Below are 16,666 nucleotides of genomic sequence, written 5' to 3' on the forward strand. Positions count from 1 at the left end.
TTGTGATTAATAAGAATGATCTTTTCTTAAAATTGCTCAAACAGGTTCACTTTCCTGATAGTTTTGAAGACAATGATTTGCTTCAGAAAGGAAAGATTGAAAACGTGGATGTTTACGCTAAGGAACATAGGTGGGATATCCACGTTTTTTTTGATACGCCCTTAAGATATGATACCTATGTAGCTTTAAGAAAAGCAGTAGAAGAAACTTTTTCTTCATTTGTAAACGTAAAATTGGTTGTAAGAACTGCAGATGGATCAGATCAGTATTTACTTAAATATTGGCATTATGCTGTTCAAAATTCTAATGTTCTTCAGCCTGTAGCTAGAGAGTTTTTAGCGGGACAAAAGCCAGATAAAATTGATAATCGTTGGGTAATCCCAATAGATAATAATGTAATTGATGGTATGATTGAGCAAAAGGCTTTAGATGATTTAGCTGAAGAAATGCGCAATTATGGCTTCTTTAATTTAAAATTTATTACCCAAGTTGATAATACCAGTTCGCAAAATAATCTGGAGAGCTTGCAAGAATTGCAGCAAGAACATGAAAAGAGTATGCAGCAGGTTTATGAAAAAACACCCGATAAACCTAAACCGCAACTTAGTAAGTATCCCACCAGAAAAACTTCATATGGTAAACGAAAGTTAGATGAAAATGCTCCGATTACTCAGATAAAAGAAGTTGAAGATGGTACTCGTAATGTAGTCATTGAAGGTAATATCTTTAATATTGAAAGCCGAGAATTAAAATCGGGCTCGGTTATTTTTACTGGAGAAATTACTGATTATAGTGATTCTATTGCTTTTAAGAAGTTTGTTTCTGATAAAGAACAGATCGAACAAATGTCAGCTATTAAGCCAGGAACATGGGCTAAAATGCAAGGCTCAGCGGCTGATGATCAATGGCAACATGATGTAGTTTTCAATATCAGTAGTTTTGAGACTGTTGAACACATTGGTCGGACTGAAGATTATGAAGGCGATGAAAAACGAGTTGAGTTACATCTACATACGAATATGAGTCAGCTGGATGCAACTAATACACCATCAGATTTCATTAAAACAGCTAAGAAGTTTGGTCAAAAAGCTATCGCAATTACGGACCATGGAGATGTTCAATCTTTTCCAGAAGCTTATAGTACTGGTAAAGCCTTAAATATGAAAATACTTTATGGTGTAGAAGCTAATATGATAGATGATCATGCGCTTTTAGTTTTAAATCCAGCACCAATGACTTATGAAGATCGTGAATTTGTAATTTTTGACGTAGAAACGACTGGGCTTTCATCTGTTTATGATACGATTATTGAAATTGGAGCCGTTAAGATGAAGAATGGTGAAGTGCTTGAGCGCTTTGATAAATTCATTAATCCCCATCATCCTTTGAGTGAACAAACTATTAACTTGACTTCAATTACTGATGAAATGGTTGGTGCAGCTGATGATGAAGCGGTAGTAATCAAGCGGTTTCAGGATTTTTATGGTGATCGTCCTTTATGTGGTCATAATGTACAATTTGACGTTGGATTTGTTAATGCTGCTTTAAGAAGGGCAGGTCTGAGCGAGATCACCCAGCCAGTTGTTGATACTTTAGAGGTTTCTCGTTTACTTCATCCTGAGCAAAATCGACATACTTTAGATTCTTTAGCTAAAAAATACAATGTTTCTCTAGAGCATCACCACCGAGCAAATCAAGATGCGGAAGCTACTGGATATTTGATGTATAAGTTGCTTGATGCATTTAAGAAAAAATATAATGAAGATAACTTAAATAATTTAAATAGTTATGCTGCTCATGGTGAAGTATATAAACGTGCTCGACCTTCTCATATGACGGTATTAGCTAAGGATCAAAAGGGATTAAAGAATCTTTATAAGTTAGTTTCAATTGCAAGTACGAAAGATTTCTATCGAATTCCACGGACGCCTAAATCTGATTTAGCTAGATTACATAAAGGTTTACTTTATGGATCGGGTTGTTGGCAAGGTGATGTCTTCATTACCATGATGCAAAAGGGTTATGATGAAGCGCGTGAAAAAGCCAAATTCTATGATTATTTAGAGGTACAGCCTCCAAAAAGCTATTCTCAATTAATTGCAGATGGCTTAATTAAGGATGAGGATCAGCTACACGAAATTATTGGTAATATAGTTAAACTTGGTAAAGAATTAAATAAGCTAGTTGTAGCTACAGGCGATTCTCATTATGTAGAGCCACATGATGCTATTTATAGAACAATTTTAATTTCAGCACAGCGTTCTAATCCTAATAGAAATAAACCACAACCGGATTTGCATTTTTATTCAACACAAGAAATGCTGGATGCATTTAGCTTCTTAGGTAAGGATGTTGCTAAAGAAATTGTAATTGATAATACTAATAAGATTGCTAACGAAATTTCTGAAATTCAACCGATTAAAGATGGTTTGTATCCACCGCATATTGCTCATGCTGATGAAGAAATGAAGAAATTGACTTATGATAAGGCCTATGAACTTTATGACAATCCGCTACCGAAGATAGTCAAAGATAGAATTGATCTTGAATTAAATTCTATTATTTCTAATGGATATGCAGTTATTTATTTAATTTCTCAGCGTCTGGTAGCTAAATCCAATAAAGACGGCTATTTGGTAGGTTCTCGAGGTTCCGTTGGCTCAAGTCTAGTTGCTACAATGTCAGGAATTACGGAAGTTAATCCACTGGCACCGCATTATCGCTGTCCTAAGTGTAAATATTCCCAATTTTTTGAAAATGGTGAATATGGTTCTGGTTATGACTTGCCAGATAAAGATTGCCCTAAATGTGGTACACCATTGGTAAAAGATGGACAAGATATTCCATTTGCCACTTTCTTAGGGTTTCATGGAGATAAAGTCCCTGATATTGATTTAAACTTCTCGGGAGATTATCAGCCGGTGGCTCATAATTTTATTCGAGTTATGTTTGGTCCTGACAATTCATATCGTGCTGGAACAATTGCTACGGTTGCGGATAAAACGGCATATGGTTATGCTAAGCATTTTGATGAAGAACGAGATCTTAAATTAAGAAATGCTGAACTAGACCGTTTAGCTAGTGGTGTTCGTGGTGTTAAGAGAACTACAGGTCAGCACCCGGCCGGTATTGTTGTAGTGCCCGATGATATGGATATTTATGATTTTACGCCGGTTTCTTATCCAGCCGATGATGTTAATGCGGCCTGGTTAATTACGCACTACGACTTCCATTCTATCCATGATAATATTTTAAAATTCGATATTTTAGGGCATGATGATCCAACGATGATTCGTCACCTGCAAGATCTATCGGGAATTGATCCATTAACTATTCCGCCAGATGATCCAGGGGTAATGTCACTTTTTTCAGGAACTAAGGCATTAGGCGTTACCCCTGAGCAAATTGGGTCGCAAACAGGAACCTTGGGGGTACCTGAGTTTGGTACTCGCTTTGTTCGTGGAATGCTTGAAGAAACGAAACCGACAACGTTTTCTGAATTATTGCAGATTTCCGGTTTGTCCCATGGTACCGATGTGTGGTTAGGAAATGCTGAAGACTTAGTCAATAATGGTACTTGTAAGTTAAAAGATGTAATTGGTTGTCGTGATAACATCATGATGGACTTAATTCACTGGGGCGTTAAGCCAGAAGTTTCATTTTCGACGATGGAGTCCGTTCGTCATGGTCGTGGAATTAGTGATGAAAATATGGCGATTTTGAAAAAGAATAAGAATATTCCTGACTGGTATATTCCATCATGCTTAAAGATTAAATACATGTTTCCTAAGGCTCATGCTACAGCATATATTTTAATGGCCTTACGAATTGCTTGGTTTAAAGTATATTATCCAGAAATCTATTACACTGCTTATTTCTCAGTTCGGGCTGATCTGTTTGATTTAGTTGCGATGAGCCATGGCAAAAATACTGTTAAGGCAGCGATAAAGGCAATTCAGGATAAAGGAAATGACGCTTCTGCTAAGGATAAGAGCTTGCTGACTGTTTTGGAAATCGCCAACGAATGTCTTGAACGTGGCATTAAAATTAAGATGGTTGATATTGATCAATCTGAAGCAACTGACTTCAAGATTTTGGATAAACATACTATTTTAGCGCCATTTAACGCGGTTCCGGGGTTAGGCGATAACGCTGCCAAGCAAATTGTAGCGGCTCGTGCTGAAAAGAAATTTTTATCCAAAGAAGATTTATCTAAGCGAGGCAAAGTATCTCAAACTATTATGAATTACTTTGAAGATAATGGTGTTTTAGATGGGATGCCGGATGAAAATCAGTTATCATTATTCTAACTATTTTACTTTTTAATTAAAAATATGTTATACTAATAGAGAAGTTCGAATAGGTAAATTCGAGTGAGCAGTGATGCTCACTCTTTTTATTACGGAGGAAAATTTTTGTCTAAAGTTATAGATCTTGTTCGTCCAGTTATTGAACCCCTTATTAATGAGCATGGCGACATGTTGGTTGATATGGAATACGTTACAGAAAAGGGCAAAAAGTATTTACGTATATATGTAGATCATGAGCCTGATAGAATTGATATTGATGAAATTGCAACGTTAAGCGAGTTGGTTTCTGAAAAACTCGATACGCTTAATCCTGATCCTTTCCCTGAACCATATGTTTTAGAATTATCTTCTCCAGGTGCTGAACGCCCAATTAAAACACCAGCAGATTGGAAGAGGGCTTTGAATGACTATGTTCATGTCGCTCTTTATCAAAAGATTAAAGATAAAAAAATGTATGAAGGTACTCTTAAGTCCTATAATGATGATGAGATTGTGTTAGAAATAAAGGATAAGACAAGGCGAAAAGCAATAACTGTTCCCCGTAAGTTAATTGCCAAGATTCGTTTTGCAATTGAATTTTAGAAAGGCTGATTAAAAACTTATGTCTAAAGAAATGCTAGAAGCGTTTGCTACCTTGGAAAAGACCAAGGGCATTAAACAAGATGTTATTGTTGATGCAATTAAGGCCGCTTTGGTAGCTGCATATAAAAGGAATTATAACCAGGCACAAAACGTTGAAGTTGATTTCGATGAAAGAAAAGGCAACTTTAAAGTAATGGCTGTTAAGACTGTTGTTGACGAAGTACAGGATGATCGTCTTGAAGTTAGTTTAGATGATGCTTTAGCAATTAATTGTGCTTATGAAGTTGGCGATGAAATTCGTTTTGAAGTAACACCTAAAAACTTTGGTCGAATTGCTGCACAAACTGCTAAGCAAGTTATTATGCAACGTCTTCGTGAGGCTGAAAGAAATCATATTATTGATGAATATTCTCAATATGAAGACGAATTAGTCACTGGCACAGTTGAAAGACGTGACAATAAATTTGTTTACGTTAAGATTGGTAATGTTGAAGCCATGATGCCACATCGTGATCAAATGCCTAATGAAGTTTACAATCTACAAGATCAAGTTCGCGTATTAGTAACACATGTTGGCTCTGACTCTAATGGTGCACAAATTACTGTTTCGAGAACTGCTCCAGATATGATTAAGCGTTTATTTGAACAAGAAGTTCCAGAAATTTATGATGGAACTGTTGAAATCGTTTCAATTGCTCGTGAAGCTGGCGATCGTACTAAAATAGCAGTTAAGTCAAATGATCCTAATATTGATCCAGTTGGTACCTGCGTTGGACAAAAAGGTGCGCGTGTTCAAAACGTAGTTAATGAACTTGGTGGCGAAAATATTGATATCGTTAAATATGAAGAAGATCCTTCTGATTTTATTGCCAATGCTTTGAATCCAGCAGAAGTAATTGCAGTTCAATTTGGTGAAGATGAAGAAGAAAAGAGCGCATTAGTAATTGTGCCTGATTATCAATTGTCTCTTGCAATTGGTAAGAAGGGACAAAACGTTCGGTTGGCAGCTCGTTTAACAGGTTATAAGATTGATATTCGTCCTGAATCTGAAGTTGAATTTGTTGATGAAAAGCCAAAGGATTCTACGGATGATAGTGTTGAGGAAAACACTGAAGATTCAGTTGAAAACACTACTGATGATACTGCTACGGCAGATACTACTACTGATAATGGACCAGTAGATGAAACTGAAAATACAAATGAAGAAGATAATACTGAAGAATAGGTGATTTTTTGAAAAAAAGAAAAATCCCAATGCGGAAAGACTTATTGACTGATACCATGCAGCCTAAAAAAGAATTGGTTCGAATTGTAATTGACAAAGAAAAAAATGTCTCTGTTGATCCTACTGGCAAAAAAGCAGGGAGAGGGGCGTATGTGTCACTTGATCCAACTAAAATCGCGGTTGCTAAAGAAAAGCGAGTTTTAGATCGTAGTTTGGGCACAAAGATCCCTGATGGTTTTTATGATGAACTTTATTCTTATGTAGATCATCAAAAGGCTAGAAAAGAATTGTTTGGTGATAAATAAGATTGCAAGATAGACAAAAGGTAATTAATTTGTTAGGTTTAGCTCAGCGTGCTGGTAAATTAATCAGTGGAACTGAAACTATACTTGATGAACTTAAGCGAAAAAGAGTTAAGGCAGTTATTATGGCGAATGATATTCAAGATAATACTGCTGAAAAGGTAAACCTAGCTACTAAGAAAGATAATATTCCATTGATAACTGCGTTTTCTGCTGCAGAAATATCACATGCAATTGGTAAGAAACGTAAGGTTTTAGGATTAACTGATGTCGGTTTTGCTAAGACATTAATTAAAAGAGTAAATGAAGGAGTGTGATTGGATGGCAAAGAAAAGAATTTATGAAGTCGCAAAGGAAATTGGCGTCGATAATAAAGTTGTAGTCCAAAAAGCAAAGGATTTGGGCTTTGATGTGAAAAATCATATGTCATCGATAGATGATTCACAAGTTACAAAGTTAAAGGGTAGTTTCCAAAACTCCGCTCCCGCTAAAAAGAAAGCTGAAAAAACAACGTCTAAAAAGAATAATAAAATTAAGATCTCTGTTTCTTCTATTCGGAAAAATGAGAAGGGACAAGAAGAAAATTCAAATTCTAAAAAGTCTAGAAGACGTAATAGTAAACGTCGTCAGAATGATCATGGCCACCGGAACAGAAATGAAAATAATGGTCGTAATAGATCCGGTTCTGGTAAACCTAAAGCAGCAGCTTTGCTTGAGCAACTAAAGCATAAGCAACGTGCTGAAGAAGGACAACTTAATCGTGAGGCTAAGAAAGCCAAGAAAGAATATCACGAACAATTGAAGCATCCACAACCAGTGAAGAATAATAAGAAATCTGATAAAGATAATCACGGTACGAGTAAAAAATCCACTTCAATTGAAAAGAAAGTTATTGGCCCTAAAATTTTAAAACCATCTCCAGCTCGTTTGAAGAAAACCCAACCTTCTGCTAATGAAAGAGTGGCTGCTAAGATTAATATTCCTGAGGCTCCGAAGGAAAAAAAGAATAATAATCGTGGTAATGGACATGGCCGTAATATGGGGAAGCCAGGCCGTAAGGGTAGAAATCAAGTCTTTAATAATCATAATGAACATTCATATCGTTCAGAAAGAAATCGGCGTAAGAATAAGCGGCGTCAACAAGAGCAAAGACCAAAGAAGCAACCAACTAAGCGTAAGGAACGTCCATTACCAGATACTTTAGTTTATGAAGAGGGAATGAACGCTCAAGATATAGGTAAACTAATTCACCGTGAACCCGCTGAAATTGTTAAAAAATTATTTATGTTGGGTGTGATGACCAACCAAAACCAATCATTGGATAAAGATACTATTGAGCTTTTAGCCGCAGAATATGGTATAGATGCTAAACAAAAGGTTCATGAAGATATCTCTGATATTGATACTCTTTATAATAAGAGAATGAAGGCATCTAAGGAATCCAAGAATCAAGTTAAGCGCCCACCAGTAGTTACAATTATGGGTCACGTTGACCATGGTAAAACTACATTGCTTGACCGTTTACGTCATACTCATGTTTCAGCTCATGAAGCTGGTGGTATTACGCAAAAGATCGGTGCTTACCAAGTTAGATTAGATGATCGCTTGATCACTTTCTTAGATACTCCAGGACATGCAGCCTTTTCTAACATGCGTGCACGTGGTGCTGAAATTACTGATATTGTTGTTTTAGTTGTTGCTGCTGATGATGGTGTAATGCCACAGACAGTTGAAGCTATTGATCATGCCAGAAGTGCCAATGTTCCAATTATTGTTGCTATTAACAAGATGGATAAACCTGGTGCCAACCCACAACATGTAACTGAAGAATTGATGAAGTATAACTTAATTCCAGAAGATTACGGTGGTGACACTATTTTCGTTAATATTTCAGCTAAAACTGGTCAAAACGTTGAGGATTTATTGCAAATGATTTTGCTTCAAGCTGATGTGATGGAACTTAAGGCTAACCTAACTTCAATGGCTATTGGTACTGTTATTGAAGCACGTTTGTCTCGTGGTCGTGGCCCTGTTGCCGATGTTTTAATTCAACAAGGTACGCTTAATGTTGGTGATCCAATTGTTGTTGGTGATACCTTTGGCCGTGTACGTACGATGACTAACAATCGTGGTCGTCAAGTTAAGAGGGCAACACCATCAGAACCTGTTGAAATTACTGGATTAAATGATGTTCCTGAATCAGCTGATAAATTAGTTGAATTTAAAGACGAGAAGACAGCTAGAAGCGTTGGTGAATCTAGAGCACAACAAGCTTTGCAAAAATCTCGTGAAAACGTACAACATGTAACCCTTGATAACCTCTTCGATACTATGAAGAAGGAAAATATGAAGGAAGTAGACATCGTCTTAAAGGCCGACGTTCAAGGTTCAGTTGAAGCTTTACAACAATCACTTGAAAAGATTGAAGTTGAAGGTGTTCGAGTTAACATCATCCACTCAGGCGTAGGTGCTATTAATGAATCAGATGTTACTTTAGCAGGTGCCTCTAATGCATTCATTATTGGTTTCAATGTTCGTCCAACTGCAACTGCTAAGAGTCAAGCCGATACTGATGGTGTCGATATGCGCTTATATAGTGTTATTTATAAAGCAATTGATGATGTTACTGCCGCAATGAAGGGTATGTTGGAACCAACTTATGAAGAAAAAGTTATCGGTAACCTAACTGTTCGTGAAACTTGGAAGGTATCTAAAGTCGGTACTATTGCTGGTTCCTTTGTTGACAAAGGTATTGTTAAAAATGATTCTAAAATCAGAGTTATTCGTGATGGTATTGTAAAGTATGACGGTGAAATTGCATCACTTAAGAGATTTAAAGATGATATTAAAGAGGTTAAAGCCGGTAATGATTGTGGTTTGACTATTAAGGACTACAATGACATTAAAGTTGGCGACGAATTCGAAATTTATGAAATGCAGCAAGTTGAGCCTAAGTAATATTTTTAGGAGAGAAAAACATGAAGCATAGAATTGGTCGTGTTGAAGGAGAAATCCTTCGCGAATTAACCAAAATTTTGCAAAAAAAGATCCGCGATCCTCGTTTAAGCGAAGTAACAATTACTGCGGTTGAATGTACAAATGATCTTTCATATGCAACTGTTTATTACAGTCTTTTAACTGAAGATGCTGAGAAAGAAAAGGAAGTTAAAGAAGGCTTGGAGAAAGCAAAAGGCATGATGCGTCATTTGTTAGGGCAGACTTTAACGGTTTATAAGGTTCCTGAACTTATTTTTAAGAGAGACAATTCAGTTAAGTATGGTAGTAAAATTGACCGTTTAATTGCAGAAGTTAAAAAACAAGATGCAGAACGGACAAATAAGTAAAAAAGGCGCCGTTAAGGCGCTTTTTTTGTTAATTAGATTGGATTATATATGTTAAATGGAATTTTAGTAATTGATAAGGATGCAGGCATGACTAGTGCTGATGTCGTGTATCATTTGCGTAAGGCATTGCATATACGTAAGATTGGCCATGCGGGTACACTTGATCCTGAAGTAACTGGAGTCTTGCCAGTTGCTGTGGGTCAAGCTACAAAATTAATTGAAATGATGCATACTAGACCCAAGGAGTATGTTGGACAAGGTCTGTTTGGCTATTCGACGGATAGTTATGATGCTACAGGAAGCGTATTAGCACAACAGAAGTTAACCACTCCATTTTCAGTTGAAGAAATCAAACAAAAAATGGCTACTTTTAAAGGGCAGATTGAGCAAGTACCGCCAATTTATTCTGCAGTTAGAGTTAATGGAAAGCATCTTTATGAATATGCTCGTGAAGGAATCGCGGTAGAACGGCCTAAGCGTATGGTTGAGGTGTATGACTATGATTTAACCGAAAAGCCAGTTTTTGATCAGGAGAAGGGGCAAGAGAGCTTTAGTTTTAGAATTAAATGCAGTAAAGGTACTTATGTACGCTCCTTAGTTAATGATCTGGGCGAAAAGATGGCTTGCCCGGCAGTAATGACTTATTTAAGAAGAACCGCTAGTTCTGGCTTTGATATTTCGCAAGCTGTAAAATTAAGTAAAATAGAAGAAAATCCTGCAGAAGTTGATAAATTAATTCAACCAATTGATGCCTTTTTTAAAGATTATCCGCAGATTGATTTAGATGAGGGCAAGTGGTTAAAAGTAAAAAATGGTGCAGGTATTTCGTTAGAAATGGATGCTAAAAAAGTAGCTTTACGTTTCAATAAAAAAGTTAAAGCAATTTATGAAAGTAAAGGTAATTTATATCGTCCGAAATTAATGTTGCTGCAAAATGAATAATTGAAACGAAGGAATTAACTGTGAAAACCGTTCATTTAACTTATCCAGTTAAAGAAAATATTTTATCTTCAAAAGTTGTACTTGCATTAGGGTTCTTTGATGGAGTTCATCTAGGTCATCAGCGTTTAATTACGCGTGCTAAAAAAATAGCTCAGAAAAAGGACCTACCGCTAGTAGTACTTACTTTTAATCGTCATCCTAAAGAAATTTATGCTAATAAGAAAGATTTTAAATATTTAGAAACTTTAGAAGAAAAAGCAGATAAAATGGCTGAATTAGGCGTAAACTATTTAGCTGTTTTGCCATTTACTAAAGACTTTAGTAAGATTAAACCACAAGATTTTGTAGATCAGGTAATTATTAAGCTAAATGCGGATACAGTGGTAGCAGGTTTTGACTATACATATGGTGATAAAAATATAGCTAATATGGCTACTTTGCCAAAATATGCTCAAGGTAGATTTGACATTGAAGTTATGCCTAAGCAAATTTTTGCGGGAAAAAAGATTGGTTCTACTGAAATTCGTCAAGCTATTAGAGATGGCAAGATGGAATTAGCTTACGAATTAATGGGGCATCATTATGTAATGAGCGGAATTATTGGACATGGTAAACGTAATGGACATAAGCTAGGCTTTCCAACTGCTAATTTAGTTTGGGCAGAGCACAAAGTGGTGCCTAAAATTGGAGTTTATGCAACTAAGACTATGGTTAATAATACTTGGTATGAGTCGATGACTAGTGTTGGTTATAACGTTACGATTAATCAAGCTAAAAAAATTTATATTGAGTCTAATATTTTTGATTTTGATGAAGATGTATATGGTAAACCAATGAAAATTGAGTGGTATAAATATACTCGCGGTGAAGTTAAATTTGCTAATTTGACTGAGTTAAAAAAGCAACTAGAAAAAGATCAAAGAGAAATAAAAGCTTATTTTGCTAAACAACATGATTAGATAGGAGAAAAGATCTGCATCAGATTAAGGGATGCAGATCTTTTTGTGCAAAATAACAGAAAAAATGGAAAATAATTAGCACTCTACTTGAAATGCTGCTAGTTTTTAGTATAATAGAATCTGTTAGCACCTGAGAGAAACGAGTGCTAAAAGTGAGGGCGATACTTATGTTGACCGAACGTCAAGAATTAATATTAAAAACAATTATTCAGGATTTTACTCATAAGCATGAGCCTGTTGGTTCTAAGACAGTGATGAAGCAACTTCCAATTAAGGTTTCAAGTGCTACTATTCGTAATGAGATGGCAGTACTTGAAGATCAAGGCTTAATTGAAAAGACACATTCTTCGAGTGGTCGTGTTCCTTCAAGTGAGGGATATCGTTATTACCTTGATAATTTGGTTGAGCCGCTTCAACTTCCTGAATCAGTTTATAATCAAATAGTTTATCAATTAGATCGACCATTTCATCAAGTTAATGAAATAGTTCAAGAAGCTGCCAAGATTCTTTCGGATTTAACTAATTATACAGCATTTGCGGAAGGACCTGAGAGTCATGATGTTACTGTAACTGGTTTTAGAATTGTTCCTTTGTCTAACAGACAAGTAATGGCAATTTTAGTAACGAGTGATGGAAACGTTAAGAATCAAGTCTATGCGTTACCACATAATATTCATGGGGATGAGATTGAAAAGGCAGTAAGGATGATTAATGATGAGCTAGTAGGCAAAAGCTTAAAAGATATTTCGCCAACTTTGCTCAAAAGTCTTACTTCACACCAGATTGGTGGAGAGCATTCAAGTGAACTGCTGGATTTAGTAGAAGATGTTTTAAAGGATGCAGCTAGTGAACAGATGTATGTTGATGGGCAAATTAATCTTTTAAACAATACTTCAGAAAAGGATATTAAAGATATTCGATCTCTCTATGAATTAGTTGATCAAAATGATCTAATCTCGGAATTAATGACAACTAGTCCAGTGACCAAGGATGCTAAGTTTCCGGTCAAGGTTACGTTGGGGTCGGAGTTGCCTAATGACTTACTGAAGAACTATAGCCTATTAACTGCAGAATATAGTGTTGGTAATCATGGAAAAGGAACAATTGCTTTACTTGGTCCAACTAACATGCCGTATTCACAAATGATCGGGCTACTTGAATATTTTAGAAACGAGCTAGCCAGGAAATTGCTCGATTATTATGGAAAATTTCAATAGATTAAAGGAGGTTAGCCGTGAGTAAAGAAGAATTTCCAAGTGAAAAGAATTTGGATGAAAAAGATGTTGCTCCTAAAAAGAAAAAGGCTAAGGCAAAAGCTAAAAAAGAAGAGACTAAAAAAGATGACAGTGCAAAGTTAACCACTGAAATCGAAAAGTTACAAAAGAATAATAAAGAACTAGAAGATAAGTATTTGCGTAGTGAAGCAGAAATTCAAAATATGCAAAACCGCTATTCGAAAGAGAGCGCGCAACTTATTAAGTATGAATCTCAAAGCTTAGCTAAAGATATTTTACCTGCAATGGATAATTTAGAAAGAGCTTTAAGCGTTAAGGCCGATGATGATGTATCCAAGCAATTAAAGAAGGGCGTACAAATGACCCTTGATTCACTTGTTAAGGCAATGAAAGATCACGGTGTAGTTGAGATTGATGCTGAAGGCGTTAAATTTGATCCGACATTGCATCAAGCAGTTCAAACTGTAGCTGCCAAAAATGATGATCAAAAAGACCACGTCGTTCAAGTTTTACAAAAAGGATATCAATATAAAGATCGTACATTAAGACCAGCAATGGTTGTTGTTGCTCAATAAGAGAGGAAGTTTATTATATGTCAAAAGTTATTGGGATTGACCTTGGGACTACTAACTCAGCAGTTGCGGTTCTTGAAGGTAAAGAACCAAAGATTATTACTAACCCAGAAGGTAATCGTACGACTCCATCAGTAGTTGCATTTAAAGATGGCGAAATTCAAGTAGGTGAAGTTGCTAAGCGTCAAGCTATTACTAACCCTAATACCATTGTTTCAATTAAGCGTCACATGGGTGAAGCTGATTACAAGGTAAAGGTTGGCGATAAGGAATACACACCACAAGAAATTTCAGCATTTATTTTGCAATACATCAAGAAGTTTTCAGAAGACTACTTGGGTGAAGAAGTTAAGGATGCAGTTATTACTGTTCCAGCTTACTTCAACGATGCTCAACGTCAAGCTACTAAGGATGCTGGTAAGATCGCTGGTCTTAATGTTCAAAGAATTATCAATGAACCAACTGCTTCTGCTTTAGCCTTTGGTTTAAACAAAGATCAAGACGAAAAGGTCTTAGTATACGACCTTGGTGGTGGTACTTTCGATGTTTCTGTTTTGCAATTAGGTGACGATGTCTTCCAAGTATTATCAACTAACGGTGATACTCACCTTGGTGGTGATGACTTCGACAACCGCATTATGGATTGGTTGATTAAGAACTTTAAAGAAGAAAATGGCGTTGACTTGTCTAAAGACAAGATGGCTATGCAACGTTTGAAGGATGCTTCAGAAAAGGCTAAGAAGGACTTATCTGGTGTATCATCAACTCACATTTCACTTCCATTCATTTCTGCTGGTGAATCAGGTCCATTACACCTTGAAGCTGACTTAACTCGTGCTAAATTTGATGAATTAACTAGTGACTTAGTTGAAAAGACTAAGGTACCATTTGATAACGCATTAAAGGATGCCGGTCTTACTGTTAATGATATTGACAAGGTTATCTTAAATGGTGGTTCAACTCGTATTCCTGCTGTTCAAAAAGCAGTTAAGGAATGGGCTGGCAAAGAACCTGATCACTCAATCAACCCTGATGAAGCCGTTGCCTTAGGTGCAGCTATTCAAGGTGGTGTTATTTCAGGGGATGTTAAAGATATCGTTTTGCTTGATGTTACCCCATTGTCACTTGGTATTGAAACCATGGGTGGTGTCTTCACTAAGCTAATCGACAGAAACACTACTATCCCAACTTCAAAGAGTCAAATCTTCTCAACTGCTGCAGATAACCAGCCAGCTGTAGATGTTCACGTCCTTCAAGGTGAACGTCCAATGGCTGCCGATGATAAGACTCTTGGTCGTTTTGAATTAACCGATATTCCACCAGCACCACGTGGTGTTCCTCAAATTCAAGTTACCTTTGATATCGACAAAAACGGTATTGTAAACGTATCTGCTAAGGATATGGGTACTGGCAAGGAACAAAAGATTACCATTAAGAGTTCATCCGGTTTGTCAGATGAAGAAATTAAGCGGATGCAAAAAGACGCTGAAGAACACGCTGAAGAAGACAAGAAGCGTAAAGAGGAAGTTGATCTTAGAAACGAAGTAGATCAATTAATATTCACTACTGAAAAGACCTTGAAGGAAACTAAGGGCAAGGTATCAGACGAAGATACTAAGAAGGTTCAAGCAGCTCTTGATGACTTAAAGAAGGCTCAAAAAGACAACAACTTGGACGAAATGAAGGAAAAGAAGGATGCTTTGTCTAAGGCAGCACAAGACTTAGCTGTTAAGCTTTACCAACAAAACGGTGGAGCAGCACAAGGTGCAGCTGGTCAAGCTGGCCCCCAAGCAGGTCCTCAAGGCCCACAAGGTGGCAACCCAAATAATGGTAACAACGGTGGTGCCCAAGATGGTGAATTCCATAAGGTAGATCCAAACAAGTAATGGGTTTATAATTAAACATAAAGAGAAGAGAACTACCCATTGAGTAGTTCTTTTCTTTTGAAAACTATAAGGAGTTCAATTGAATGGCACAAGAAGATTATTATAAAGTGCTTGGCGTGGATCGTAACGCCAGTGAACAAGAAATTAATAAAGCATATCGTAAGTTAGCCAAGAAGTATCACCCTGATTTAAATCATGCTCCAGGTGCAGAGGAAAAGTATAAGCAAGTTAATGAAGCTTATGAAGTTCTGCATGATAAGCAAAAACGAGCTCAATATGATCAATTTGGTTCAGCTGGCGTCAATGGTCAAGGTGGCTTTGGCGGTGGAGCTGGCCAAGGCTTTGGTGGTGCTGGTTTTGACACATCAGGTTTTGGTGACTTCAGTGATATTTTTGGCGATATCTTTGGCCAAGGAGCTCGCCAGCAGCGTGTAGATCCAACTGCACCTCAACGTGGGCAAGATTTAGATTATACTTTGACGATTGACTTCATGGATGCAGTTAAAGGCAAAAAGACTCAAGTCAGCTATACTCGCAGTGAAAAGTGTGAAACCTGTGGTGGTAATGGTTGTGAAAAGGGTACTCATCCAATTACATGTGATAAATGTCACGGTACTGGATATATGACTATTACTCAAAGATCAATGCTTGGTGTAATTCGTCGTCAGACAACTTGTGACAAGTGTAATGGTCGTGGTGTAATTATTGAACATCCATGTAAGAGTTGTGATGGTAAGGGTACCGTAGAGCGCAAGAATACAATTGAGGTTGATATTCCAGCAGGTATTGATAACGGTCAACAATTGCGCTATCAAGGACAAGGCGAAGCCGGTATCAATGGTGGTCCATATGGTGATTTATATATTAATTACCGAATTAAGCCATCTAAGATTTTCCAGCGTCGTGGACAAAATATTTATACTGATGTTCCAATTTCATTTGCTCAAGCCACATTAGGGGATGAGATTACTGTTAAAACTGTTCATGGTGATCAAAAGCTAAGTATTCCAGCAGGTACGCAACCTAATAAGAAATTTACTTTACGTGGTCAAGGTGTACCGTATCTTCGTGGCAATGGTAATGGTGATCAAATCGTTACAGTTAATATTGTGATTCCAAAACATATCAATGAAAAGCAAAAACAAGATTTGACTGATTTTGTTCATGATGGTGGCGGAGATATTACGCCAAAAGAAAAAGGCTTTTTCGAACGACTTAAGGATAAACTGAGCGGAGAATAGTTTATATAAAAGTAAAAATAGCAGATTGCTAAATTATGATGCAGTCCGCTATTTCTTTTGTATTAAGT

General features: G+C 36.7%; 13 protein-coding genes. All 13 read left to right on the forward strand.

What is annotated here, in order from left to right:
• Window positions 1-2: 2 nt before the first annotated feature.
• Window positions 3-4,310, forward strand: coding sequence for a PolC-type DNA polymerase III (locus ICI50_RS04405; RefSeq protein WP_095341973.1), 4,308 nt, complete (start codon window positions 3-5; stop codon window positions 4,308-4,310).
• A 105-nt stretch (window positions 4,311-4,415) separates the two neighbouring features.
• Entirely contained in the window at window positions 4,416-4,892 is a 477-nt protein-coding gene (gene rimP, locus ICI50_RS04410; protein ID WP_013853929.1) for a ribosome maturation factor RimP, read from the forward strand.
• Between the two features lie 19 nt (window positions 4,893-4,911).
• Window positions 4,912-6,117, forward strand: coding sequence for a transcription termination factor NusA (gene nusA, locus ICI50_RS04415; RefSeq protein WP_054640186.1), 1,206 nt, complete (start codon window positions 4,912-4,914; stop codon window positions 6,115-6,117).
• Window positions 6,118-6,125: 8 nt separating this feature from the next.
• Complete coding sequence (rnpM, locus tag ICI50_RS04420; RefSeq protein WP_013853931.1) at window positions 6,126-6,422, forward strand: RNase P modulator RnpM; 297 nt, start codon at window positions 6,126-6,128, stop codon at window positions 6,420-6,422.
• 2 nt (window positions 6,423-6,424) lie between these two features.
• On the forward strand, window positions 6,425-6,736 hold the full coding sequence (locus ICI50_RS04425) for a L7Ae/L30e/S12e/Gadd45 family ribosomal protein (protein WP_013853932.1): 312 nt from the start codon (window positions 6,425-6,427) through the stop codon (window positions 6,734-6,736).
• 4 nt (window positions 6,737-6,740) lie between these two features.
• A complete protein-coding gene (gene infB / locus ICI50_RS04430) occupies window positions 6,741-9,377 on the forward strand; it encodes a translation initiation factor IF-2 (protein ID WP_056941033.1) in 2,637 nt (878 codons plus the stop codon).
• Between the two features lie 20 nt (window positions 9,378-9,397).
• Window positions 9,398-9,763 (forward strand): ribosome-binding factor A, encoded by a 366-nt coding sequence (locus ICI50_RS04435; RefSeq protein ID WP_013853934.1) that lies wholly within the window; start codon window positions 9,398-9,400, stop codon window positions 9,761-9,763.
• Between the two features lie 48 nt (window positions 9,764-9,811).
• On the forward strand, window positions 9,812-10,705 hold the full coding sequence (truB, locus tag ICI50_RS04440; RefSeq protein ID WP_013853935.1) for a tRNA pseudouridine(55) synthase TruB: 894 nt from the start codon (window positions 9,812-9,814) through the stop codon (window positions 10,703-10,705).
• Window positions 10,706-10,725: 20 nt separating this feature from the next.
• On the forward strand, window positions 10,726-11,664 hold the full coding sequence (ribF, locus tag ICI50_RS04445) for a riboflavin biosynthesis protein RibF (RefSeq protein WP_056941034.1): 939 nt from the start codon (window positions 10,726-10,728) through the stop codon (window positions 11,662-11,664).
• Between the two features lie 167 nt (window positions 11,665-11,831).
• Complete coding sequence (gene hrcA / locus ICI50_RS04450) at window positions 11,832-12,881, forward strand: heat-inducible transcriptional repressor HrcA (RefSeq protein WP_013853937.1); 1,050 nt, start codon at window positions 11,832-11,834, stop codon at window positions 12,879-12,881.
• Window positions 12,882-12,898: 17 nt separating this feature from the next.
• A complete protein-coding gene (gene grpE / locus ICI50_RS04455) occupies window positions 12,899-13,474 on the forward strand; it encodes a nucleotide exchange factor GrpE (RefSeq protein WP_054640187.1) in 576 nt (191 codons plus the stop codon).
• Window positions 13,475-13,491: 17 nt separating this feature from the next.
• Window positions 13,492-15,357 (forward strand): molecular chaperone DnaK, encoded by a 1,866-nt coding sequence (dnaK, locus tag ICI50_RS04460; RefSeq protein WP_188892027.1) that lies wholly within the window; start codon window positions 13,492-13,494, stop codon window positions 15,355-15,357.
• Between the two features lie 83 nt (window positions 15,358-15,440).
• On the forward strand, window positions 15,441-16,598 hold the full coding sequence (gene dnaJ / locus ICI50_RS04465; RefSeq protein ID WP_013853940.1) for a molecular chaperone DnaJ: 1,158 nt from the start codon (window positions 15,441-15,443) through the stop codon (window positions 16,596-16,598).
• Window positions 16,599-16,666: the final 68 nt, after the last annotated feature.

It is taken from the genome of Lactobacillus kefiranofaciens (assembly GCF_014656585.1).
Taxonomy (GTDB): Bacteria; Bacillota; Bacilli; order Lactobacillales; family Lactobacillaceae; genus Lactobacillus; species Lactobacillus kefiranofaciens.